23 protein-coding genes and 1 tRNA gene are annotated in these 24,075 nt (G+C 58.8%); 18 read left to right on the forward strand and 6 right to left on the reverse strand.

The annotated features are described in order from the left end of the window. Positions 1 to 38: 38 nt before the first annotated feature. Positions 39 to 112: transfer RNA gene (locus tag MSNKSG1_RS15205), tRNA-Gly, on the forward strand. Positions 113 to 192: 80 nt separating this feature from the next. Here MSNKSG1_RS15205 and MSNKSG1_RS15210 read toward each other — a convergent pair. Then, positions 193 to 1,626: a gamma-aminobutyraldehyde dehydrogenase gene (locus MSNKSG1_RS15210; RefSeq protein ID WP_008940179.1), complete on the reverse strand. Its 1,434-nt coding sequence runs from the start codon at positions 1,624 to 1,626 to the stop codon at positions 193 to 195. A gap of 13 nt (positions 1,627 to 1,639) precedes the next feature. After that, complete coding sequence (locus tag MSNKSG1_RS15215; RefSeq protein ID WP_008940180.1) at positions 1,640 to 2,560, reverse strand: LysR family transcriptional regulator; 921 nt, start codon at positions 2,558 to 2,560, stop codon at positions 1,640 to 1,642. A 241-nt stretch (positions 2,561 to 2,801) separates the two neighbouring features. Between MSNKSG1_RS15215 and MSNKSG1_RS15220 the strand changes: the two genes are divergently transcribed. From MSNKSG1_RS15220 to MSNKSG1_RS15260, 8 genes are all read left to right on the forward strand, one after another. Continuing rightward, entirely contained in the window at positions 2,802 to 3,938 is a 1,137-nt protein-coding gene (locus MSNKSG1_RS15220) for an ABC transporter substrate-binding protein (RefSeq protein WP_008940181.1), read from the forward strand. Between the two features lie 78 nt (positions 3,939 to 4,016). After that, entirely contained in the window at positions 4,017 to 5,018 is a 1,002-nt protein-coding gene (locus MSNKSG1_RS15225; protein WP_008940182.1) for an ABC transporter ATP-binding protein, read from the forward strand. After that, positions 5,018 to 5,947, forward strand: a complete 930-nt coding sequence (locus tag MSNKSG1_RS15230) for an ABC transporter permease (RefSeq protein ID WP_406564602.1) — start codon at positions 5,018 to 5,020, stop codon at positions 5,945 to 5,947. Before MSNKSG1_RS15225 ends, MSNKSG1_RS15230 begins: the two co-directional genes overlap by 1 nt. Then, positions 5,937 to 6,719, forward strand: a complete 783-nt coding sequence (locus MSNKSG1_RS15235) for an ABC transporter permease (RefSeq protein ID WP_008940184.1) — start codon at positions 5,937 to 5,939, stop codon at positions 6,717 to 6,719. Before MSNKSG1_RS15230 ends, MSNKSG1_RS15235 begins: the two co-directional genes overlap by 11 nt. A gap of 31 nt (positions 6,720 to 6,750) precedes the next feature. Beyond that, positions 6,751 to 8,178, forward strand: a complete 1,428-nt coding sequence (locus tag MSNKSG1_RS15240) for a gamma-aminobutyraldehyde dehydrogenase (protein ID WP_040886989.1) — start codon at positions 6,751 to 6,753, stop codon at positions 8,176 to 8,178. Positions 8,179 to 8,993: 815 nt separating this feature from the next. Then, positions 8,994 to 9,287: a hypothetical protein gene (locus tag MSNKSG1_RS15250; protein ID WP_008940187.1), complete on the forward strand. Its 294-nt coding sequence runs from the start codon at positions 8,994 to 8,996 to the stop codon at positions 9,285 to 9,287. Positions 9,288 to 9,359: 72 nt separating this feature from the next. Beyond that, entirely contained in the window at positions 9,360 to 9,869 is a 510-nt protein-coding gene (locus MSNKSG1_RS15255) for a DUF411 domain-containing protein (protein ID WP_008940188.1), read from the forward strand. A 1-nt stretch (position 9,870) separates the two neighbouring features. Beyond that, positions 9,871 to 10,593: a cytochrome c biogenesis CcdA family protein gene (locus MSNKSG1_RS15260; RefSeq protein WP_008940189.1), complete on the forward strand. Its 723-nt coding sequence runs from the start codon at positions 9,871 to 9,873 to the stop codon at positions 10,591 to 10,593. Between the two features lie 61 nt (positions 10,594 to 10,654). Here MSNKSG1_RS15260 and MSNKSG1_RS15265 read toward each other — a convergent pair whose 3' ends face one another. The 4 genes from MSNKSG1_RS15265 to MSNKSG1_RS15280 are packed head-to-tail and all read right to left on the reverse strand — an operon-like array spanning position 10,655 to position 13,076. Then, complete coding sequence (locus tag MSNKSG1_RS15265) at positions 10,655 to 11,041, reverse strand: DUF302 domain-containing protein (protein WP_008940190.1); 387 nt, start codon at positions 11,039 to 11,041, stop codon at positions 10,655 to 10,657. A 51-nt stretch (positions 11,042 to 11,092) separates the two neighbouring features. Next, complete coding sequence (locus tag MSNKSG1_RS15270) at positions 11,093 to 11,320, reverse strand: hypothetical protein (RefSeq protein ID WP_008940191.1); 228 nt, start codon at positions 11,318 to 11,320, stop codon at positions 11,093 to 11,095. A 14-nt stretch (positions 11,321 to 11,334) separates the two neighbouring features. Next, positions 11,335 to 12,711, reverse strand: a complete 1,377-nt coding sequence (locus MSNKSG1_RS15275) for an APC family permease (RefSeq protein WP_008940192.1) — start codon at positions 12,709 to 12,711, stop codon at positions 11,335 to 11,337. An 11-nt stretch (positions 12,712 to 12,722) separates the two neighbouring features. Beyond that, on the reverse strand, positions 12,723 to 13,076 hold the full coding sequence (locus tag MSNKSG1_RS15280) for a hypothetical protein (protein WP_008940193.1): 354 nt from the start codon (positions 13,074 to 13,076) through the stop codon (positions 12,723 to 12,725). 249 nt (positions 13,077 to 13,325) lie between these two features. On the opposite strand from MSNKSG1_RS15280, the gene MSNKSG1_RS15285 reads away from it, so the two are divergent. The 9 genes from MSNKSG1_RS15285 to nuoH all read left to right on the forward strand — a co-directional run bounded on the left by MSNKSG1_RS15285 (position 13,326) and on the right by nuoH (position 24,074). Beyond that, positions 13,326 to 13,991, forward strand: coding sequence for a response regulator transcription factor (locus MSNKSG1_RS15285; RefSeq protein ID WP_008940194.1), 666 nt, complete (start codon positions 13,326 to 13,328; stop codon positions 13,989 to 13,991). Further along, on the forward strand, positions 13,978 to 15,336 hold the full coding sequence (locus MSNKSG1_RS15290; protein WP_008940195.1) for an ATP-binding protein: 1,359 nt from the start codon (positions 13,978 to 13,980) through the stop codon (positions 15,334 to 15,336). The genes MSNKSG1_RS15285 and MSNKSG1_RS15290 overlap by 14 nt, the downstream gene beginning before the upstream one ends. 124 nt (positions 15,337 to 15,460) lie before the next feature. Beyond that, positions 15,461 to 15,871, forward strand: coding sequence for an NADH-quinone oxidoreductase subunit A (ndhC, locus tag MSNKSG1_RS15295; protein ID WP_008940196.1), 411 nt, complete (start codon positions 15,461 to 15,463; stop codon positions 15,869 to 15,871). Between the two features lie 72 nt (positions 15,872 to 15,943). Then, on the forward strand, positions 15,944 to 16,621 hold the full coding sequence (locus MSNKSG1_RS15300; RefSeq protein WP_008940197.1) for a NuoB/complex I 20 kDa subunit family protein: 678 nt from the start codon (positions 15,944 to 15,946) through the stop codon (positions 16,619 to 16,621). Between the two features lie 50 nt (positions 16,622 to 16,671). Further along, complete coding sequence (nuoC, locus tag MSNKSG1_RS15305; protein WP_008940198.1) at positions 16,672 to 18,426, forward strand: NADH-quinone oxidoreductase subunit C/D; 1,755 nt, start codon at positions 16,672 to 16,674, stop codon at positions 18,424 to 18,426. Continuing rightward, complete coding sequence (gene nuoE, locus MSNKSG1_RS15310; protein WP_008940199.1) at positions 18,426 to 18,938, forward strand: NADH-quinone oxidoreductase subunit NuoE; 513 nt, start codon at positions 18,426 to 18,428, stop codon at positions 18,936 to 18,938. Before nuoC ends, nuoE begins: the two co-directional genes overlap by 1 nt. Next, positions 18,935 to 20,305 carry an NADH-quinone oxidoreductase subunit NuoF gene (nuoF, locus tag MSNKSG1_RS15315; protein ID WP_008940200.1) on the forward strand — a complete coding sequence of 457 codons (1,371 nt, stop codon included), beginning with the start codon at positions 18,935 to 18,937 and terminating at the stop codon, positions 20,303 to 20,305. The genes nuoE and nuoF overlap by 4 nt, the downstream gene beginning before the upstream one ends. Before the next feature lie 38 nt (positions 20,306 to 20,343). After that, on the forward strand, positions 20,344 to 23,100 hold the full coding sequence (gene nuoG, locus MSNKSG1_RS15320; protein ID WP_008940201.1) for an NADH-quinone oxidoreductase subunit NuoG: 2,757 nt from the start codon (positions 20,344 to 20,346) through the stop codon (positions 23,098 to 23,100). Then, positions 23,097 to 24,074 carry an NADH-quinone oxidoreductase subunit NuoH gene (gene nuoH, locus MSNKSG1_RS15325; RefSeq protein WP_008940202.1) on the forward strand — a complete coding sequence of 326 codons (978 nt, stop codon included), beginning with the start codon at positions 23,097 to 23,099 and terminating at the stop codon, positions 24,072 to 24,074. The genes nuoG and nuoH overlap by 4 nt, the downstream gene beginning before the upstream one ends. The last annotated feature ends 1 nt before the right edge of the window (position 24,075 follow it).

Below are 24,075 nucleotides of genomic sequence, written 5' to 3' on the forward strand. Positions count from 1 at the left end.
GCCCGAGCGCTTATATTTCTCTCGCAGCGACAGTAAATGCGGGTGTAGCTCAATGGTAGAGCAGAGGCTTCCCAAGCCTACGACGAGGGTTCGATTCCCTTCACCCGCTCCAGACCTGTCTCACACCCCCTGCTGAGTGGTCAATTGCTGTTCGTCAGGATTTGATTATCTTTCCCTTAAAACAGCCATCTGTCAGTGCGAAATCATAATATGCCGCAGGACAGAGTAATCATCCAGAGCAAATGCCGAGAGATCGTTCCCGTATCCGGATGCCCTTAATCCACCGTGCGGCATTTCGCTGGCAAGCAGGAAGTGGTTGTTGATCCAGGTTGCACCATATTCCAGCTCCGAAGCCACACGCATCGCGCGGCCAATATCGCCCGACCAGACCGAAGATGCGAGACCATATTCTGAGTTATTTGCCCAGTATATGGCTTGTTGTTCATCATCACAGCAGGTGACAGACACCACTGGCCCGAAGACCTCGGACTGAACGATTTCATCAGATTGTCTAGCGCCGACAATCAGGGTTGGCGCATAAAAATAGCCGTCACGATCGGGAACATATCCTCCCACTACGACATCGATATGGGATTGTTCCCTGGCCCGTTCCACGAAACTGGCAATACTGTTGCGTTGACGATCACTGATCAACGGACCCACATCATCCTGCTCCCGCGAAACCCCGAATTGGAGTCCGCGAACTCGCTCCGACAGCATTTCAACAAACTGGTCATAAATACCTTTTTCAACATAAACGCGACAGGCAGCAGTGCAATCCTGTCCCGCATTGTAATAGCCGTAGCGAGCAACGCCGGCTACAGTCTGCTCAATATCGGCATCGTCGAGGACAACCACCGGCGCCTTGCCGCCGAGTTCCAGGTGGGTTCGCTTGACGCTTTTATAGGCAGCCTGGAGGATCTTCTGACCCGTTGGTGTGCCGCCGGTAAGAGAAACCATGCGGACCCGGGAATCGGCAATTAGCTGGCGGCCTACGCTCTCACCCCGTCCAGTGACAATATTGAGTACGCCCGCTGGCAAAACCGACGCAATCAACCGGCCCAGAGCAAGCGCCGTATAGGGCGTGAGTTCGGATGGTTTGAAAACAACGGTGTTGCCTGCGGCCAGAGCCGGAGCAATTTTCCAGGACGCCATCATGAGGGGGTAATTCCATGGTGCGATGGCGACAACGACGCCAACAGGTGCCCGGCGCACGAAACTGGTTTGTCCCTTGCAATACTCCTGGGCCACGGGTGCCGCCTGATTGCGAATCAGGCCCGCATAGTAACGAAAAGTGTCCGCAGCGGCCGGGATTTCCTCACCCAGCGCCTGGTGGGAATTCTTGCCACAATTGATTGACTCCAGTTCTGCAAGCCATGGTTTTGACTGCTCTATGGCTTCCGCAATGGACAGCAATAATCTGGCGCGTTCATTGATGGCCATTCGTGACCAGGCGTGAAAAGCATCGCTCGCCTGTGCGATGGCGTCATCGACCTGGTCGGCCGAGGCCTCAGATACTGCGCCAAGCGATTGAGCTGTCCGGGGGTCATAGATGGTTTCTGCTGCACCCTGGCCAATACGAAGCTGGCCGCCGATCAGCAATTCTGTGGGTAAAGCATCCATCATTAAGAGCCACTCTCTATATTGACAAGGCCGATCCTGAAGCGGGCGGTAGTTGCTCCCGCGCCACCGACACAAAATATTCAACCAATGTATTGCGATGGCCGCCTCGGCGCCAGGCCAGTCCAATGTCCAGCGTATCGGATAGATCAATGATCTGCCGCGCTTCAACACGATCGCCCTCCAGTGACCATGGGCGATAGGTCATATCCGGCATCAGAGCAACCCCCATCCCTGCGTAAACCAGGCTTCGCACAGCTTCTACAGATCCACTCTGAATAGCGATCTCCGGCGGCAGCGAAAAGCCGCGCCACAGGCTCCGGATCTGATCGCTGAGGTCATCAACCCTGAGCAGGATCTGAGGTTCCCGCAACAATTGCTCCATGCTGATGGATTCTTCCAGCAACAGAGGATGGTTTGGGGGTAACCACGCCCGGTAACGGGAATAGGTCAGGACTTCAGTGTTGAGCGCCTTATGGTTCTCGATCTTGGAGAGAATCAGTACTCCTACGTCCAGCTCTCCATTGACCAGCAAATGTTCAATATAGGAACGATCATCCTCGAAAACGCGCAGATCAACGTTGCCATAGACCTTCTTGAAATCGGAGAGAAGATCAGCGAGGTAGTAACCTGATACCAGACTTGTCACCCCAATATTGAGGGTTCCGGTGACTTCGTCGGTCGCTTCGGTAAGGCTTCGCTTCGCATTCTCCACCGCCGACATGATCTGGTAGGCCTGGCGCAGAAACTGATGGCCGGAATGGGTGAGCTCCATGCCCTTGGAATGTCGAACGAACAGGCTTACGCCGACATCGTCCTCAAGCTGTTTGATGGCGGTTGTGAGTGTCGATTGGGAAATATGCACGGCATTGGCTGCCGATGACACTGAGCCGGTCTCTGCCACTGCAATGAAATAATGAATCTGCCTGAACGAAAACATGGCGCCATGCTCCTGCACGGTCTCGGTTATGGCCGGCCCCGCACCCTGATAACTGGTTACAGATTAGTCATTATTCAGTGAGATATCGATTTTTTCAATGGCAGGCTTCTCTATTTTGTATTGGCTATGCCTCGTGATTGCTGAATAAGCTTTAGAAGGGAATAGAGAAAAAAGAACCTTTAATAACAAGTCAATTACGTTGTGCCAACAACGCGGTTCACCAAGACGACAGGTATCGGAAATGAAAATAACGAATCTGAAACTAGCGGCGCTTTCCCTCACCCTTATTTGTGCCAGCACCCATGCTGCGGAGGGCCTGGAAGGTCAGGTCAATATTGTGGCCTGGCCCGGGTACATCGAACGCGGGGATACAGACCCCAATTACGACTGGGTGACCCAGTTTGAACAAAACACCGGCTGCTCGGTTAACGTAAAGACAGCAGCGACTTCTGACGAAATGGTCAGTCTGATGGCCAAAGGCGGCTATGATCTGGTCACCGCATCGGGGGATGCCTCGCTTCGTCTGATCTATGGCAAACGCGTCCAGCCTATCGATATCAGCAGAATAGATGCCTGGAACTCGATCGATCCCCGCTTGCAAGACGGTGCCTGGTTCACCATCAACGGCGAACATTACGGCGTGCCGTTCCAGTGGGGCCCCAACCTGTTGATGTACAACACCAATGTATTTCCTACGCCGCCGGATAGCTGGAATGTGGTCTTTGAACCCATGACCCTCCCGGACGGCAAATCCAACGAGGGCAGGGTTCAGGCCTACGATGGACCGATCTACATCGCTGACGCTGCACTTTACCTCAAAGCCAAGCGGCCTGAGCTCGGCATCACCGACCCGTACGAACTGAATGACGAGCAGTATCAGGCAGTACTGGCGGTACTGCGAAAACAGCACGATCTCCTGCATCGTTACTGGCACGACTACAACGTGCAAATGAGTGATTTCAAGAATGAAGGTGTTGTTGCCTCCAGCGCCTGGCCCTTCCAGGCCAATGCCCTGAAAGCGGAAGGCCAGCCCATTGCGACAAGCTTCCCCAAGGAAGGCGTTACCGGATGGGCGGATACCACAATGATGGCCACGGATGCTGAGCATCCTGAGTGCGCCTATGCCTGGCTGAACTGGTCAATCACGCCCAAGTTGCAGGGTGACCTGGCGTCCTGGTTCGGGTCCGTACCCGCTGTGCCCGCTGCTTGTGAGAACAACGACCTGCTGGGTAAGGACGGTTGCAAGGCCAACGGCGCGGATCATTTCGAACAGGTCTCGTTCTGGAAGACCCCGAGATCCCAGTGCAACGGTAGCAATGACTGTGTGTCCTACAGTCGCTGGACCCAGGATTATATCGCCATCATGGGCGGCCGCTAGCGCTTCCTCCCGGGAGCCTGTTCCTGTGTGCAACGGGGACAGGCTCATTGACGTCAACTCCAGAAATCCGGGTCATCTATGTCAGTGATCTTTGAGAATGTGAAACGTCACTTTGGCGATGTTAAGGCCGTTGATGATGTGTCTATTACCGTGAAGGAAGGTGAGTTCTTTTCCATGCTCGGGCCCTCCGGCTCAGGAAAGACGACCTGCCTTCGCCTGATGGCGGGATTTGAGCAGCCGACATCGGGCACCATCTACATCAACGGGGAAGATGCCACGTGGCTTCCTCCGTTCAAGCGCAACGTGAATACGGTCTTCCAGGACTATGCCCTGTTTCCTCATATGACCATTGAAGACAACGTCGGTTACGGGTTGATGGTCAAAGGGGTTCGACGCAAAGACCGTGCAATACGGGTCAAGGATGCGCTGAAACTGGTGGATCTGGCTCACGTCGCCAATCGCAGACCCAACCAGTTGTCAGGTGGGCAACAGCAACGTGTGGCACTGGCACGGGCATTGGTGAACCAACCTAAGGTGTTGTTGCTGGATGAACCGCTGGGTGCCCTGGATTTAAAACTCCGCGAACAAATGCAGGGAGAACTCAAAGCCCTGCAGAAACAGCTGGGTATCACTTTCGTCTTCGTTACACATGATCAGGGAGAAGCCCTGTCCATGTCGGACCGGATCGCGGTATTCAACCAGGGTCGTATAGAACAGGTCAGCACCCCCGAAACACTTTACGAGTCACCGAAAACCCGCTTTGTTGCTGACTTTATGGGAACGGCAAACATCATTGATAACACCCTGCTTCCCGACTTGATCGACGGTCCTCAGGTTTTCGCACTGCGTCCGGAAAAAATCCGTCTCAACAGCGACCAGGGTGATATGACACTGCAGGGCCAGGTGTCAGAAATCTTTTACCAGGGAGCCGTAACCAAAATTGAAATCCGGCTCCCCAACCACCGGACGGTACTTGTCCAGCCTCCCTATGCCTTTGATCGCAGCTCGCTGGGCGGGCAGCCGGTCAGCATCAGCTGGGATCGTGCGGATATGGTGAGGCTGGAGGAACCGGCTACATGATGCCCGCTACCGCCAAAAACCGTGCTATCGCCAGCAAATCGGGAGCCCTCTTCAACCGGCCGCGCCTGAAGCTGTTACTGCTACTCGGCCTGCCCGCCGTCTGGTTTCTGGTGATTTATATCTATCCACTGCTGCACTTGCTGAGCCAGTCCTTCTATACCTTTGATGATTTCACCATGACTGTGGTGAGGGAATTCAGCCTCGATAACATCAGGAACCTGTTCTCGCCCGCCAACGCGGATATCATCATCAGAACGGCCGCCATGGCACTGGCTGTTTCGGTATTCAGTGCGATTATCGCTTTTCCCGTGGCCTACTACATGACACGCCACGCCTCGGGAAAGATGCAGGCGTTCCTGTATATCTCCGTCATCCTGCCTATGTGGACGAGCTATATCGTCAAGGCGTATTCCTGGACCCTTATTCTTTCGCAGGAAGGTGTCGCCTACTGGATCATTGATGCCCTCGGCCTGACCGGTGTGCTGAATGCCTTCCTGGATATACCGTCCATTGGTGGCAACACGCTGTCTACCTCCAATCTGGGGCGCTTCCTGGTCTTCACCTATATCTGGTTGCCGTTCATGATACTGCCGATACAGGCAGCCCTGCAGCGGTTGTCAGAGAGTTTGCTTGATGCGTCAAGCGACCTTGGCGCGCGCCCTTTCCAGACATTTCGCCATGTCATTCTGCCACTCTGCATTCCGGGCGTTATTGCTGGCTCCATCTTCACTTTCTCACTGACGCTCGGCGACTACATTATTCCGCAGTTGGTGGGTCCGCCTGGACTGTTTATTGGCAACATGGTGTACGTCCAGCAAGGCTCGATCGGCAATATGCCGATGGCGGCAGCTTTCACTCTGGTACCGATCCTGATCATCGCGGTCTATCTCTACTTTGCCAAAAGGGCGGGGGCGTTCGATGCACTCTGATAAATCGAGCTGGCTGATCAAAGGGCTTGCCCTGGCGGGTATCTGCTTTCTGTACTTTCCGATCCTGATCATCCTGATCTACGCCTTCAACACGGAGGAATCGGCGTTCTCCTTCCCGCCCAAAGGGTTCACGGTCGAGTGGTTCTTCAAGGCTGCTGAGCGTGATGACATTTTTCAGGCGATCGGCTTTTCCCTGCAGATTGCGGCGATATCCACGCTGATCGCCCTGTTGCTGGGATCGCTGGCAGCGCTCGCGCTCTACCGCAACAATTTCCCGGGGAAGAATGTTTTCACGCTGATCCTGATCCTGCCAATCGCGCTGCCGGGCATTGTCACCGGCCTCTCGCTGTTGAGTACCTTCAAATCAGCCGGCATTACCCCGGGCATGGCCACTATCACCATCGGGCATGCAACCTTCTGTGTCGTGATTGTCTACAACAATGTTGTCGCCCGGCTACGCCGTATTTCATTCAACATCGTCGAGGCATCCTATGATCTCGGGGCAACCGCCTTGCAGACTTTCTGGCATGTCATTTTGCCCAACCTGGGAGCGTCGCTGTTTGCCGGTGGTCTATTGGCATTCGCATTATCCTTCGATGAGTTGATTGTGACGATCTTCACTGCCGGTCATGAGCCAACCCTTCCACTGTGGTTGCTCAACCAGCTATCCCGACCGCGTGATGTGCCCATCACCAACGTGGTGGCACTGCTGGTCATGCTATTGACCATGCTTCCCGTACTGCTCTCCTACTGGCTCACCAAAGACCGATAAGGACCAAGCCATGAATCAAATGAACAAAAATATTGAACAACAGATGCTTATCAATGGGATGCTTGTGGCGGGCCAGGGTGAGTCCGTTGATATTGTGTCCCCCCATAACGGCGAACACGTTCTGGCTATCAACGAAGCGACCGAATCTCAGGTGGATGAGGCGGTCAAGGCCGCACGGGCTGCGTTTGCCGGCTGGTCGGAGCTGACTCCCAAGGATCGCTCACTCCATCTGCTGGGCATTGCCGATCTGATCGAAGGCAATGCCGAGTTGTTCGCAAAGCTGGAATGTCTGGATACGGGAAAGCCGTATCACCTGATGCTTGAGGAAGAAATTCCCGCCGTTGTTGATATCTTCCGATTCTTTGCCGGTGCTGCCCGCTGCATGAACGGCTCTGCCGGCGGCGAATACCTTCCCGGTTTTACCTCCATGATTCGCCGCGATGCGATTGGCGTTGTTGCCTCAATTGCTCCGTGGAATTACCCGTTGATGATGGCTGCCTGGAAGCTGGGGCCTGCACTTGCAGCCGGAAACACCGTGGTTCTCAAGCCCTCTGAACTCACACCGCTGACAACCCTGCAGCTCGCCGCCATGCTCAAGGACAAGCTGCCGGCCGGCGTTTTCAATGTCGTTTTTGGCCGTGGCCAGACCGTCGGCGCGCCACTGACGTCCCATCCGGACGTTGATATGGTGTCACTTACGGGATCGATTCCTACGGGTCAGGCTATCGTGAGTAGCGGCGCCGCCACGATGAAACGGACGCATATGGAACTGGGCGGCAAAGCCCCGGTTATCGTCTTTGACGACGCGGATCTTGAGAAAGCGGTTGATGGCGTGAAGAATTTTGCGTTCACCAACTCAGGACAGGACTGCACTGCGGCATCACGGGTCTATGTCCACGAATCCATTTATGATCAGTTTGTCGACGCACTGACTGAGGCCGTGCGGACCATCCGTGTGGGAATGCCCTTCGAGGAAGACAGTGACATTGGGCCGGTCGTCAGCAAGGCACACCTTGAGCGAATCGAGGGCTTTGTAAAACGCGCCGAAGCCCTGGACCATATCAGGATTACCACCGGTGGCGGCAGGCTGGACCAGTCCGGTAACTTCTTTGCACCAACCGTGATCGCCGACGCCAGGCAAACTGACGAAATCGTCCAGAAGGAAGTTTTCGGCCCTGTCGTTTCCGTCACGTCGTTCGAGACGGAATCCCAGGTACTCGACTTCGCCAATGACTCGATTTATGGCCTGGCATCTTCAGTCTGGACACGAGACACCGCTCGAGCCACCCGTCTGGCGGCAAAACTCCGTTATGGTTGCACCTGGATCAACACTCACATGCTGCTGGCCTCGGAAATGCCCCATGGGGGCGTGAAGATGTCGGGCTATGGCAAAGACATGTCCATGTACAGCCTTGAAGACTACACCGTCGTGAGACATATCATGATCAGCCACGACTAAACGCAGAGGCGACTTTCAAGGTCGCCACTTCCTGTTTGCTGGGCTCGGCCTGATGCTGAGTTGCATCTGGCCGAGCCCGCTACGGTCTACCCCTCGAGCCTTAATACACGCCTGACCGGATTAGGGTTGGCCGGAACCAGTTCAATGCTTTGGTTTTATTGGTGGAAACCGGTGTTGACGGGAGTCAAGGTGTTGCCTGATCTTCCCGGTACTATTGACCTGTGAGTCGCTACAACCTGTATCTTGTACTCATCGCACTTTCCCGGCCCAGGTTTTCGGGCTTTTGCCGTGGATTATGTCCCAATCTGTTCGGGATTCTGGTTTCGGAAACGTTCACTATATGACGCTTAGCCGGATTGTCACAGGGCTTCTGATTATCCTCATGTTGGTGAGCGGGCCCTCTGTGGGCGCAATTCCTGGTCACGGCAGTCTGCAGCATGCCTCTTCCACTGCGTCGCAAGGCCAGGGTTGTGGAGCTCAGGCTACCCGGCTCGACAGTCGCAACCAGTGGATGTGGGGCGGCTGCGAGAGTCTGGAACAATCCCATTGCATGATCAGTGTCCAGCAATGTATGAGCCTGTCCGTCGCCGGCTTGCTGTCCCCCCTGCAACTACCGTCGGGGGCCTCTTCGGACGGCGAGCGTCTCCCGCATACGACAATCATTTATCAAAGCCCTTTGCTGGAGGTTCTGACGCCTCCTCCTGATCTCCTTTCCTGAACTCCAATGTGTTCCAAGACTGAGCGATTCCGCTCACGACGCCATTGACCGTTTTGTAACGGGTGCGCCCATCCGGCGTACCGGAAAGGAGTTACCTATGAAAAAATCGACCGCCAGACTGACGACCGGTCTCTTCCTTGCTGCTTCACTATTTACAAGTGCCGTTGTCTCTGCCCATCAGGGAGACAACTCAGGCATGGGCATGAGTGGAGGCGGCTCAGGGAACATGATGCAGATGATGAACATGGAGGGTATGGCTGAAATGATGAAAGTCATGTCCTCCCTGTCTGAAGACGATCGTGAAGCCATGCAGGATGCCTGCCTCAAAATGATGAAATCCCATTCGGGCGCCAGTATGGAATCCGATCATCATGGCAATGCTGCCAAATAGTCATTGGTTAGTCGTTATAAAGGGCGCCCGTCGAGGGTCGGGCGCCCATCCTTTCAATTTTCGAGGTGATGTATGAAACTTCAGACGACTCTGGGCCTGACTGCCCTTGTCATTGGCGTATTCGCCATCGGATATCGGCTCCAGGCCGTGGGCTTTGGTGACGAAGCTTCTACGCCTGCGTCTGTGGCGGAAGGGCCGGCCATGACCGTCTTCAAAAGCCCGACCTGCTCCTGCTGCGCGCGCTGGGTGGATGATGCGAAAAACGCTGGCTTTGACCTGACGGTGAAAAACACCAACGACATGAACCGCATCAAGGCCGAGTACGGAGTGCCCCAGACCATGATGTCCTGCCATACGGCTGTGGTGGATGGCGTTGTGATCGAGGGCCATGTACCGATGGAGGATATCCGGGCCTACCTGACCAATGGTACCTACCCGCTGGGAGACCGTACCATCGGTATTGCCGTTCCGGGTATGCCACAAGGCTCGCCGGGGATGGAGACCGGTCGACAGGATAACTTTGAGGTTGTCGCGTTTGCCCCCCGTGGACACACCAAAGTCCTGAAACGGTACGAGTTCTGATATGCCGGATCTTGCCACCTGGGGTGTCATGGCCGCCTTTCTGGGCGGCCTGGTGTCATTCCTCTCACCCTGCACATTGTCGCTGGTGCCCGGCTATCTGTCCGTGGTGACCGGCGGCGCCGTCAATGAGAGCGAAAACCGCCTGAAGGCCTTCTGGCTGAGCTTCTGTTTCGTCCTCGGATTCAGCGTTATCTTTATTGCCCTGGGTGCGAGCGCCAGCCTACTGGGCCAGTGGCTGAGGGTGTACCGCGAGGAGGCTAACCTTGTCGCAGGGTTGCTGATCGTCCTGATGGGCCTGTTCATGCTCGGCTGGTGGAGTATGCCGGCACTGCAACGGGACTGGCGCTTCGGACACACCCTGGAGGGCGGGCGGCCAACGGCGGCCTTCCTTCTGGGTCTTGCGTTTGCTATTGGCTGGACGCCCTGCATCGGTCCGATTCTCGGAGCCATACTGGCACTGAGCTCAACCCAGGCGAACGCCGAAACCGGTATCGTTTACCTGACCATGTACTCGGTTGGACTGGCGATCCCGTTTCTGGGAACGTCGCTATTTATCGAACATTTCCGGGTGAAGTTGCGTCGGTTCGGCCACTGGAGCCGGTATCTGCGGATGTTTGCGGGTGCGGTGCTGGTATTGATGGGCGTATTGGTGATTACCGGACAGATGACCCGGTTCGCGAGCTGGATGCTATCGGCCTTCCCCATATTGGGGACGCTCGGGTAGTCGCTGACTCCATCGTACGGAGATCAGCTCCGTCGATGGAGTCATTTATCCAGGGCTCCGTCTATACCGCTTCGACCACTTTCGAGAGCATGTCCCGCACCTGGCCGGCAACCTCTTTGAGGGCGTCATTGTCGATGGCTGACATGGAAGCAACGGGGTCAATGGCGCTCACTTCAACGCCGCCCTGGACTTCCCGCAGGATGACATTGCACGGAAGCATGGAACCGACCCTGGGCTCCAGCCCGATGGCTTCCCAGGCCATGGTGGGGTTGCAGGCACCCAGGATTCGGTAGGCGGACATGTCCTTGTCCAGCTTCTTCTTCATGGTGGCTTTGACATCAATCTCGGTAAGGACGCCGAAACCGTGATCGGCGAGGGCCTTGCGTGCCCGTTCATCAACCGTGTCAAAGTCCGCGTCGGTGATTGTCCGGTTCATCGTGTAGGACATGAAACCTCCCAGTTTGAGAATGCGAACCGCAACGGGTTTCCGTCGGGCGGTTCAGTTTGATGGATCGGTCCGTTTGTCGATGGGCCATTCGGCAAATGCGAGAAAATACAGCAAGCCGAGGTTCACCAGTGGAACAAGCGTCAACAGGCTGAGCCATCCGGAAAAACCGGCACGCTGGCAGATCCGCCAGACCGGCACCACGATAAATACGGCGATGAGCAGGGGCCAGAAGCCATGGCCCGCAAACAGGGTCATGCCGAACGTTGAGTCTCCCATCATGAGCTGTGCTCCTTTTACTCTGAGGAATTTCCATGTTGGTGGGCGTGGGACCCTTTTTGATTGTCGGTGGCGACCGCACGGGTGGTGCTCAGGAACCAGGCTTCGGCGATGGCAAGTACCATCATCGTTACCGCGGCAACGGCCAGGACGAATGGGTCGGTCGTCAATTTGACCCAGACAAAGCCTCCCAGTGCCAGCAGGTCCAGCACAATCGCTGTTGCGGGAATCCAGGGGCGAGCTTTCACGTCCTCGCGGAGGTGACGGAGAACGCCCCAGTGAATCGCAATGTCCATGATCAGATAGAAAATGATACCCAGTGCGGCAATGCGGGAAAGATCAAAAAACGCAGTCAGGACAAGCCCCAGAACCACGGTGTAGACCAGGGTGTGTTTCTGGATGCTACCGGGCATACCAAAGTGACTGTGGGGAACCAGCTTCATTTCGGTCAGCATGGCCAGCATTCTTGACACTGCGAAGATGCTGGCGAGGATCCCGCCGGCCGTGGCGGTCATGGCGATGATCACGGTGAACCAGACGCCATAATCGCCCAGGGCCGGCCGCGCGGCTGCGGCCAGCGAATAGTTACGAGTTCTGATGATCTCGGCCAGCGAGAGATTGCTTGATACCGCAAACCCCACCAGGGTGTAGATAACGACACAGGCGGCAATCGAAATGATAATGGCCCGGCCGACGTTCCGGTGGGGATCCTTTACCTCCGAGCCACTGTTGGTAATGGTCGTAAAACCCTTGAAGGCCAGGATGCCCAGGGCGGTTGCGCCCAGGAACGCGCCAGCGGTACCCGCGTCCTGTGGAGTGCCGGCGGGGATGTCGAGAGACAGGCTGTCGGCAATCCAGACCCCGACGAGGCCGAAGAGAAGAATGCCGCCGATTTTGAGAATGCCGATAAACGACGCCACTTTCTGGATCAGCTGGTTACCCAGCAGATTGATGATGAAGGCCGCCAGTATCAGGGACACTCCGAGAACAGAAATCATGTGGCCACTTCGATCGCCGCCGAACAACTGCATGGTGTACGAGCCGAAGGTTCGCGCCAGGAAGCTCTGGGCGATCACCATGGAAAAATACATGAGCAGAGCGTTGAACGCGGTCGCCAGGCTGTGGCCATACGCCTTGTGAAGGTACATGCCAATGCCGCCCGCCGATGGATAGGCATTGGAAATCTTCACGTAGGAGTAGGCACTGAAGCTGACAATGATGGCGGCTGCGAGAAACGCCAGCGGAAACAGCGGGCCGGTCATCTGGGCCATCTGACCGGTGAGAGCAAAGATGCCGGCGCCGATCATGACGCCGGTACCGAGCATGACCGTTCCCGGCAGCGTCAGGCTGCCGGCCTGGTAGTGGGTGGTCCTGTCCTCTTCCTGATGGTTCACTGAGGTTCCTGTTATTTCTTCATAGGCGGAATTTTTGAACAACAGAAAGGCTCGTGGCTGGCGTTCGCCCGCACGTTGTCATCGGTGAAGCGATACCAGGCAAGCTTTCTGCGAGTCCACCAGCCGTCCCTCAGTTTCCCTCCATGAGACTGAACCAGCCCCAGCAGCTCGTCAGTGGACCAGTGAGTGCCGTCATAGGTGACGTTCAGCTGATCTCCCCATTGGAGTTCCGCAAAATCGATACAGGGATGCTGGTTCAGCTCTTGGATGAAATCCTCCCACTCGCTCTCAGAGAGTCCATCAACTTTGAGTTTACGTTTTAGCAAAAAGGCTTCCTGGCTGGTCGGTTTGTGAGCTTTTGCCATGGTTGTTCCCCCGGCCTGGTGAATTTTCCATTATCTCAGCACACCAAACTGAATTGCGGCTGAAAAGGTCGGTGGCGTTCCTGGCATGGTTTGACCTGCATCAATCAGCGCTCCGCCTCTGATCGAAAGATTTACCTGATACCATGCAGAGTGGCGCCCACACTGAGGAATTCCCGGATTTTTCAGGCAGAATTCAGGTAGGGCGGCAACACTGTCGGATTTCCTGGCCAAGGCAAAAGGACCTCGCAGATGCGTTTACTGCTGGTGGAAGATGACCAACTGTTGGCGGAAGGCCTTGCCAGACAGCTGGAGAAGGCCGGCTTCAGCGTGGATCGGGCCGCGTCCGTTCACGAAGCGATGATGCTGGGCAGGCAGGAGGAGTATCGCGCCTGCGTGCTGGATCTCGGATTACCGGACGGGAATGGCCTGGACGTGCTCCGTCAATGGCGTGAAAACCGCGTGGCATTTCCAGTGCTTATCCTGACGGCAAGAGGCGACTGGAAAGACAAAGTGGGCGGGTTGAAAGCCGGTGCGGACGATTACCTGGCCAAACCTTTCCAGACCGAGGAGCTGGTTGCACGGCTGCATGCCATTGTCCGCCGCAGCGAAGGTCGCGTTCTGTCCACACTGAGGGCTGGTACCATCGAATTGGATGAAAACCGCCAGATGGTCAGAGTGAAGGACGGGACGGAACACAGCCTCACGGGAACCGAGTTTCGTCTGCTTCGATGCCTCATGAGCCATCCTGGCCACGTTTTCTCGAAGGAGCAGCTGATGGAGCAGCTCTATAACCTCAGTGACAGTCCCACGGATAATGTGATCGAGGCCTACATCCGTCGGTTGAGGAAGCTGGTGGGTGCCAGCGCCATAAAAACGCGGCGAGGTCAGGGGTACCTGTTTGATGAGGCTGTTTAGAAAACCCGATTCTGTCCGGGGCATGCTCCTTGCCATCCTGCTCCCGGCAGGCATCGGGTTGATGGCCCTTGCCTGGTTTGTTCATGGCAGTCTGCTGGACAGAATGTCCCGGGAGTTCGTGGAAGGGCGATTGCAGGACGAAGCGGCCTTTCTGGAGCACCAGTTACGGGAATCCGGCGGACAGACAGAAGCCCTGAAAACCGGCGGCTATTTCCAGGAAGTTTTCCATCACGGATTCGCCATCGCCTCCGGGGACAGTACGGTCGTTTATCCCCGGTCCTGGGGGACGTTGCTAAACCCCTTGCTGAAATCGAGCCAGCCGGGAACCGTCCGAATACGGGACATGGATGTCGGTGATGCCCCTTCGGATCTCCTCGCTTACCGTCAGTCTTTTGCGATAGGGGATTCGCCTGTGACCGTTGTGGTGGCCGAGGATATGGCTGCGCTGGACGACAGCCAGGCCGAACTGCATGTGTGGACGGCGGTGGTATCGATTCTCCTGATCATTCTGATGGTCGGGAGTATCTGGCTGGGTATCACCCTTTCCATGCGGCCGGTGGTGACACTTCGTGCTGCCCTGAGAAAGCTCCAGGACCGCGAAGTGTCTCGCATCAACGTGGAGTGTCCCGAGGAGTTCCGACCCCTGGTACAGCAGCTCAACCAGTTGCTTGATTCCCAGGATCAACGCCTTGAGCGCTCCAGGGAAGCCCTTGCCAACCTCTCCCATAGCGTGAAAACGCCCATCGCAGCGGTACGTCAAAGCCTGGAAGACACCGAGAAATCCCTGAGTGATCGATTGCGCCGGGATATGGCGGCCCGGCTCAGTGATATAGATCGTCAGCTTGAGGCGGAAATGCGGCGAAGCCGGTTCGCCGGCCCCCAGGTGGGTAAAAGTGCCTTTCCGGTATCCCAGTCGCGGGATCTCCTGTGGATGATGGGGCGTCTGTATCCGGACAAGTCCTTTGAGCTTTCCACCGATCTGACTCAGGAACGCCGCTGGCCGATCGAGGAGCACGATCTCAATGAAATACTCGGCAATCTGCTGGATAACGCCGGCAAGTGGTCGGACCGATGCGTCGAGCTGTGTTTATCGGAAACCCGTGAACAACTGCAGATTATCGTAAATGACGATGGCCCGGGAGTGGCCGAAGAAGGCCGCGAGCAGCTGGGACGTCGTGGCTTGCGGCTGGATCAGCAAAGCACCGGGCACGGACTGGGACTTGCTATCGTTCTGGATATCGTCAAACGGTATGGAGGACAGGCAGGTTTCGCCACCAGCGCCGCTGGCGGCCTGGAAGCCAGAGTTGTATTTCCTGCTTCCGTGAGGCCGACACCCGAGGCGTGAGGGACTTTGTCCAGTGCGTCTGACCCTTCGGCTTGCCCTTGGTCATTTGCTCAATCGCAGTCCCGTTGCTAGTTTTGAAACAGGTGGTTGGAAGCCTACTCAGTCAAACGTTCAGAGGAACCCCATGTCGGAAACCGTGGCGAATGGCGTTGCCGAGTACTGGGCCACTGGCTTTTTTGTCCTCGCGGTAGGCGGTCTTTGCGCCTTTATGGTCGGCGCATCCAGTCTGCTGGGCGGGCGCAGTCATGGCATCAGCAAGACACTTCCCTTTGAATCCGGCATTCGAGGTGCCGGAAGTGCGCGCCAGCGTTTTTCGGTCAAATTCTATCTGGTGGCCATGTTGTTCGTGATCTTCGACATCGAGGCGGTTTTCCTCTTCGCTTGGTCGATCGTTATCCCCGACGTTGGCTGGACCGGTTTCTGGGGTGCCGCTGTGTTCATCTTTATCCTTCTGGCCGGTCTCATCTACGACAGCCGTACCGGAGCCCTCGACTGGGCCCCGCAACGCAGACGGTCCGGCAAAAGCACCGCCTGACAACATCCGCCCGGGCGTTCCGGCCAGAGGCGAAGGCGCGCCGCGGCGCCCGAACAACACTGGAGGAATTCTATGGCCTACACCCTGACCCGGGCCGAGGGAGCACCGGGCGGCGATGCGCATTATCCGGTGGATCGCCGAAGCAAGGTCGAGGATCCGGTCAAACAACAGCTTGAACGCAATGTGTTTACGGGCAGGCTGAGCGAAGTGCTGAATTCGGCGGTCAACTGGGGCCGCAAGAATTCCCTCTGGCCATACAACTTCGGGCTTTCCTGCTGTTACGTGGAAATGACCACGGCCTTCACCTCGCCCCACGATATTGCCCGCTTCGGTTCCGAGGTGATCCGGGCGTCCCCCAGACAGGCGGATTTCATGGTCATTGCCGGTACCTGCTTCATCAAGATGGCGCCCGTTATCCAGCAACTGTACGACCAGATGCTGGAACCGAAATGGGTGATTTCCATGGGTTCCTGCGCCAATTCCGGGGGCATGTACGACATCTACTCCGTGGTCCAGGGCGTCGACAAATTTCTGCCGGTGGACGTCTATGTGCCCGGCTGCCCGCCCCGGCCGGAGGCATTCCTGCAGGGCCTGCAACTGTTGCAGGATTCTATCCAGGAAGAACGGCGCCCGCTGTCGTGGGTAGTGGGGGACCAGGGCGTGTATCGGGCTGAAATGCCCTCGCAACGGGAAAAATGGCGGGACCAGCGGATCCAGGCCACGGAACTGAGGACACCCGACAAGCTGTAACAGTGTTAGCCGTCGTTTCACAACTGGCCATCAGGAGTTGAACCGCGAGCATGACTACGGACAATACCGGTGATGAATGGGTAGAAGCCCTGCAAAGGGACTTCGGCGCCAGTGTGCTGCACGAACAGCACACTCATACCGGTATGCCAGTGCTCTGGGTTACACGGGAGGCGCTGACGGATGTTCTGGCCTACCTGAAAAACCTGAACGCCCCCTTTGATCTGCTCTACGATCTTTCCGCCATGGACGAGCGGCTCCGTGGCCATCGCCAGGGCTTGCCGCCCTCCGACTTCACCGTGTTCTATCAGCTGATGTCGGTGTCACGGAACCGGGACATCATGCTGAAAGTCGCTCTGGCCGAGGACGACCTGAACCTGCCCACCGCCACCGGCGTGTTTCCGGCTGCCAACTGGTATGAGCGGGAAGTGTGGGACATGTTCGGCATTGCCTTTTCCGGCCACCCCCATCTCGCGCGAATCCTGATGCCGCCAACCTGGAGCGGCCATCCGCTGCGCAAGGATTACCCCGCCCGGGCGACGGAGTTCGATCCGTATACCCTGACCGTGGCCGGTGAGGAAAAGGAGCAGGAGGCCCTGCAGTTTGTCCCCGAAGACTGGGGCATGGCGCGGGAACGGGACGGCGCCGAGTTCATGTTCCTGAACCTGGGGCCCAACCATCCGTCCGCCCACGGCGCCTTTCGCATCGTCCTGCAACTGGATGGTGAGGAAGTGGTCGACTGCGTCCCCGACATTGGCTACCACCACCGGGGCGCGGAAAAGATGGCCGAGCGCCAGTCCTGGCACAGTTTCATTCCCTACACCGACCGCATTGACTACACCGGTGGGGTGATGAACAACCTGCCCTATGTGCTGGCGGTGGAGAAGCTGGCCGGCATCGAGGTGCCGGACCGGGTGAAGACCATCCGGGTCATGATGGCGGAGATGTTCCGGATCACCAGCCATCTGCTGTTCCTGGGGACCTACCTGCAGGATCTGGGGGCCATGACACCAGTGTTCTTTACCTTCAGTGATCGTCAGCGGGGCTACAAGGTGATTGAAGGGATTACCGGGTTCCGGATGCACCCGGCCTGGTATCGCATTGGCGGGGTGATGCAGGATCTGCCCCAGGGGTGGGAGAAGCTGGTTCAGGAGTTCCTGGACTGGATGCCTCCCCGGCTGCGGGAATACGAGAGGGCCATGATGGAGAACGCCCTGGTGAGGGAGCGCACCCGCAATGTGGCCGCGTTTGATACCGCCGAAGCCCTGGCCTGGGGCGTCACCGGCCCCAACCTGAGGGCCACCGGCTGCAATTTTGATCTGCGCAAGCAGCGGCCCTATTCCGGCTATGACAATTTCGAGTTCGACGTGCCCCTGGGCGACCGGGGCGACGTTTTCGACCGCGGTCAGCTCCGCATCGAGGAAATGCGCCAGAGCCTGCGGATTATCCAGCAATGCGTGGATCACATGCCGGCCGGGGATTTCAAGGCGGATCACCCCCTCACTACACCGCCGCCCCGGGAGCGGATGCTGGAGCACATCGAAACCCTGATTACCCACTTCCTGCAGGTGTCCTGGGGGCCGGTGCTCAAACCCCAGGAATCCATGCAGATGGTGGAGGCCACCAAGGGTATCAACAGCTATTACCTGACCAGTGATGGCAACACCATGAGCTACCGAACCCGGATCCGGACGCCGAGCTTCCCACACCTGCAGCAGATACCCAGTGTGATGCGGGGCGGCTTTGTGCCGGATCTGATCGCCCATCTGGGCAGCATTGATTTTGTAATGGCAGACGTGGACCGCTGATGATGGAACCGACACCGAGCTCACAGACCATCACCACCGACGGCTTCCGGCTGCACCCGGAAGATGAGGCCGCCATGCGCGAAGAGGCGGGCCATTACGAGCAGCGCCAGGCTGCCTGCATCGAGGCGCTGAAAATCGTCCAGCGCCGCCATGGCTGGGTGCCCGATGGCGCCATTCCCGCCATTGCACGGGTGCTGGGCGTGGGCCCGGCCAGCGTGGAGGGCGTGGCCACGTTCTACAGTCTGATTTTCCGGCAGCCGGTGGGACGCCATGTGATTCTGGTGTGCGATTCCAGCTCCTGTTTCCTGACCGGTTTTGACCAGCTCCTGAATGCCCTGACCGAGCGCCTCGGCATAGGGCTGGGGGAAACCACTGCCGATGGTCGTTTCACCCTCCTGCCCGTGTGTTGCCTGGGGGCCTGTGACGGGGCGCCGGCCCTGATGATCGACGATGATGTCTATGGGCCGGTGGGCGCCGATGATCTCCCGACGGTATTGGAGGGCTATTCGTGAACAGTCAGCGTCAGTCGCCCATCTATCGCAGCCGCCTGCTTCAGCCCGCTTCCGAGCGGGCGCCGGAGACTCATCCGCTGACCTGGCGGCTGCGGGATGACGGCAAGGTTGTCGACCTCGCAGACTACGAGGCAAAAGAGGGCTACCGGGCGGTCAGGCAGGTTCTGAACGAGCACGATCCCCAATCGGTCATTGCCGCCATGAAGGAGGCCAATGTCCGGGGCCGCGGTGGTGCCGGCTTTTCCGCCGGCCTGAAATGGAGCCTGACCATGCAGGGCGGCGACATGCCCCGGGGGTACATCGTCTGCAACGCCGATGAGATGGAGCCGGGCACGTTCAAGGACCGCCTTCTGATGGAGCAGCAGCCCCATTTGCTGATTGAGGGCATGATCCTGTCGGCCTTCGCGAATAACGCCCGTTATGGCTACATCTTCCTGCGCGGTGAATACGTGGAGTCGGCCCGGGTGCTGTCGCAGGCGCTCGCGGAAGCACGCAACGCCGGCTGGCTCGGGCCCGACATCGCCGGCAGCGGTTTTGACTTCGATATTGCCCTGCACACCGGTGCCGGGCGCTACATCTGCGGCGAGGAGACCGCCCTGCTCAATTCCCTGGAAGGCAAGCGGGCCAATCCCCGGGCCAAGCCGCCGTTCCCGGGGCAGTCCGGGGCCTGGGGCAAGCCCACGGTAGTGAACAACGTGGAGACCCTGTGCAATGCGCCGGCCGTCCTGCTGCGCGGCGCCGACTGGTACCAGGGGCTGTCCGGAGATCGCACCGACGATGGTGGCACCAAACTGTATGGCGCCTCGGGCCTGGTGAACCGGCCCGGACTCTGGGAGTTACCCATCGGAGTCACCGGCCGGGAAATCCTGGATCGTGCCGGTGGCCTGCGGGATGGCCGCAACCTCAAGGCCTGGTTGCCCGGCGGCGCCAGCACCGGGTTCCTGTTACCGGAGCACCTGGATCTGCCGCTGGATTTCGACACCGTGGGCAAGGAGGGCAGTCGCCTTGGAACCGGTCTGATGACCGTGGTTGCCGAGGATCAGAGCATGGTCTCGCTGCTGCGCAACCTGGAGGCGTTCTTTGCCCGGGAATCCTGCGGCTGGTGCACGCCCTGCCGGGACGGACTGCCGTGGACCGTGAAGCTGCTGATGGCCCTGGAACGCGGCGAAGGCGAGACCGGAGACGTGGAGCTGCTGGACAAGTTGGCAGCGGACTGCGGGCCGGGATTGACCTTTTGCGCCCACGCTCCGGGTGCGGCGATGCCCCTGCAGACGGCCCTCCGGCATTTTCGGCACGAATTCGAGCAGGGGGTGCGCTCTCCGGAGGGCAGGGCTCGTGGCGAGCCGATTTCAGTGGGGGAAGCATGACGCAGCAACCAACTGGCAGCAGGGAGTAAACCAGTACCATGGCAACCATTCATGTGGACGGCCAGAGCTACGAGGTCGATGGCGCAGACAACCTGCTCCATGCCTGCCTGTCCCTTGGGCTGGACATACCCTATTTCTGCTGGCACCCGGCCATGGGCAGTGTCGGGGCCTGTCGCCAGTGCATCGTGCGCCAGTACAAGGACAGTGACGACGACCGGGGCATGCTGGTGATGTCCTGTATGACACCGGCGGCGGACGGCACCCGCATCGATATCGAGGATGAAGAGGCCCGGGCGTTCCGGGCCAGTGTGGTGGAATGGCTGATGATCAACCACCCCCACGACTGCCCGGTGTGCGAGGAGGGTGGTCATTGCCACCTGCAGGACATGACCGTGATGACCGGCCACGACCGGCGTCGTTACCGGTTCCGCAAGCGTACCCGTCGCAACCAGTACCTGGGGCCGTTCATTGCCCATGAGATGAACCGCTGCATTACCTGCTACCGCTGCGTGCGCTTTTACAACGACTACGCCGGTGGCAAGGATCTCGGGGCGTTCGGGTCCAAGGACAATATCTATTTCGGCCGTCACGAGGAGGGTACGCTCGAGAGCCGGTTTGCGGGCAATCTGACCGAGGTCTGCCCCACCGGTGTGTTTACCGACCAGAGCCATTCCGACCACTACACCCGCAAGTGGGATCTGCAGTTTGCGCCGGGCATCTGCCACCAGTGCGCTATGGGCTGCAACATCAGTCCGGGCGAGCGCTATGGCGAGATTCGCCGCATCGAAAACCGCTACCACGGCGATCTCAACGGCTATTTCCTGTGTGACCTGGGCCGGTTCGGCTATGGCTATGTGAACCGCACCGACCGCCCCAGGGTGCCCGAGTGGCAGGCGTCCCCGGATGACCCGCCGGCCGAACTGCAGGTGGATGCCGCCCTGGCGCGCATTGGCGATGCCCTTCTCCATGCCCGCCGGGTGATTGGTATCGGATCGCCCCGGGCCAGCCTCGAGAGCAATCACCAGCTTCGCGAACTGGTCGGCGCCGATAACTTCTCCACCGGCATCGGGGCCCTGGAACAGGATTGCCTCCGGCGCATGAACGACCTCAACCGCAGTTGCGGTCTGCCAATACCCACACTCCGGGAAGTGGAGGAGCACGACGCCGTCCTGGTGTTGGGGGAAGATCCGATGGAAAGTGCCGCGCGGCTGGGCCTGGCCATTCGCCAGGCGATCACCGCTCCGCCTGCGGAGCGGGCCGCAAAGCTGGGCGTGCCGGCGTGGAATGCCGAGGCCATGAAGACCCTGGCCCAGGATCACCGGCAACCGCTGTTCATTGCCTATCCGGCGGCCACCGAGCTGGACGAAATCGCCCGGCCCAGGCTGTCCCTGGCACCGGAGGAGATCGCGAGACTGGGCTTTGCCGTCGCGCACGCCATTGATCCGGCCGCGCCCGACGTTCGGGATCTGGCCGATGGGCTCCGCGAACAGGCCGGGGACATCGCGCAGTCGTTAATGAACGCGGATCGGCCGCTGGTGGTCAGTGGCGGGTCACTGATGTCGCCGGCTGTGCTGGACGCCGCCGGGAATATCGCCCGGGCCCTGGCTCGCCGGGCGAGCCGGGGCGGACTGGTGTTCATACGCCGGGAGGTCAACAGCACCGGCGTGTCACTGATGGACGGCCAGCCGCTGGACTGGGCCCTGGATGAGCTGTCCTCCGGACAGGCCGACGCGGTGGTCATTCTCGAAAACGATCTGTACCGGCGCCTGCCGGATACCCGCGTCGACGCGGCACTGGATCGGTCCGAGGTGACGGTGGTGATCGATCACCAGCGTACCCGGACCCTGGAACGGGCCACATTCTCGCTGCCGGCCGCCACCTTTGCCGAGGCAGACGGCACCCTGGTCAGCCTGGAAGGCCGGGCCCAGCGTTTTTTCCAGGTCTTCGAGCCAACCTACATGCGGCCGGAGGCGCGCATTCATGAAAGCTGGCGCTGGTTGCATGCGCTGTCGAACCGTCAGAGCCGGGCGGATTCCGGCGAGATTACGCTCGATCAGGTGACCGGTGCCTGCGCCAGGGCGTTTGCGGACCTGGCGCCGATTGTGGAGGCGGCCCCGGACTCGGGGTATCGGGTCGAAGGGCTTCGGCTGGCGCGGGAACCTCACCGGTACAGCGGCCGCACATCCATGCGGGCCAACCAGAATGTCAGTGAACCGCGCTCGCCCCAGGATCCCGATACCGCGTTCGCCTTCTCGATGGAAGGCTACAGTGGCTTTCAGCAGCCCCGGCAACAGGTGCCGTTTGCCTGGGCGCCGGGCTGGAATTCGCCCCAGGCATGGAACAAGTTCACCGATGAGGTGGGCGGTCATTTACGGGGTGGCGACCCGGGTATCCGGCTGCTGAACCCGCAGCCGGGCCGGTATGAGTATGCCGGTAATATCCCTGACGCGTTCCGGGCGGACGGCGAGGGCTGCCAGGCCCTGGTGTTGCCCCGTCTGTTCGGCGGCGAGGAAACCTCGGCGCTGGCGGAGCCGATCCGGCAGCGAATGGAGCGCCCGGTGTTACTGCTTTCTGAAACCGATGCCAAAGGCCTGGGGGCGGAACTGGGCGGGCTGGTCACGGTCACCGGCGACCACGCCTGTGTCACCCTTCCGGCACGGGTCCAGCCTGACTGGCCCGCCGGCCTGGTGGGTCTGCCTGCGGGCAGCGTCTCGGCCGGGTTGAACGGCTCCCGGGTGACCCTGAGCGCCGGTCCGGGGGCCACGCCCAGCCCCGGAGAGGAGGTGCGGCCATGAGTTGGTTGAGCCCCGAACTGCAGGCCATTCTCTGGGGCATGTTCCAGGCTCTGGTGATCCTGTTGGGCGCGGTGCTGCTGGGTGCCGTTCTGACCATCGTGGAGCGGCGTCTGCTCGGTTTGTGGCAGGACCGCTACGGACCCAACCGGGTGGGGCCGTTCGGCACCCTGCAGCTGGTGGCGGACATGATCAAAATCTTCTTCAAGGAAGACTGGATCCCGCCCTTCGCCGACCGACCGCTGTTTGTGCTGGCGCCGGTGATTGCGTTTGCTTCCTTGTTGCTGTCGTTCATCATCATCCCGATTACACCCGGGTGGGGGATTGCCGACCTGCACATCGGATTGCTGTTTTTCCTGGCGATGGCCGGGATCAATGTGTATTCCGTGTTGCTAGGGGGTTGGGCCAGTGGCAACAAGTACGCGCTGCTGGGCGCCATCCGCTCGTCTGCACAGACCGTTTCCTACGAGGTGTTCATGGGGCTCTCGCTGATGGGCGTGGTGGCGCTGGCCGGCTCGTTCAACCTTCGTGAGATTGTCGCGGCCCAGAACGGACTCTGGTTCGTGATTCCGCAGTTCTTCGGCTTCTGTACCTTCCTGATTGCCGGCATTGCCGTCACCCACCGGCACCCGTTTGACCAGCCGGAGGCCGAGCAGGAGCTGGCGGATGGCTATCACATTGAATACTCCAGCATGAAGTTCGGCCTGTTCTTTATTGGCGAGTACGTCGGCATGGTGTTGGTGTCGGCGCTGATCGTGACCCTGTTCTTTGGTGGCTGGCATGGCCCCTGGCTGCCGCCGATTCTGTGGTTTGCGATCAAGACGGCTTTCTTCCTGATGTTGTTCATCCTGTTGCGGGCCTCCTTGCCGCGGCCCCGTTATGACCGGGTGATGAGTTTTGGCTGGAAGGTGTGTCTGCCCCTGACCCTGATCAACCTGTTGGCAACCGGCGCGGTCATTTTGCTGGTTGGCGAGTGAA

It is taken from the genome of Marinobacter santoriniensis NKSG1, from assembly GCF_000347775.1.
GTDB lineage: Bacteria > Pseudomonadota > Gammaproteobacteria > Pseudomonadales > Oleiphilaceae > Marinobacter > Marinobacter santoriniensis.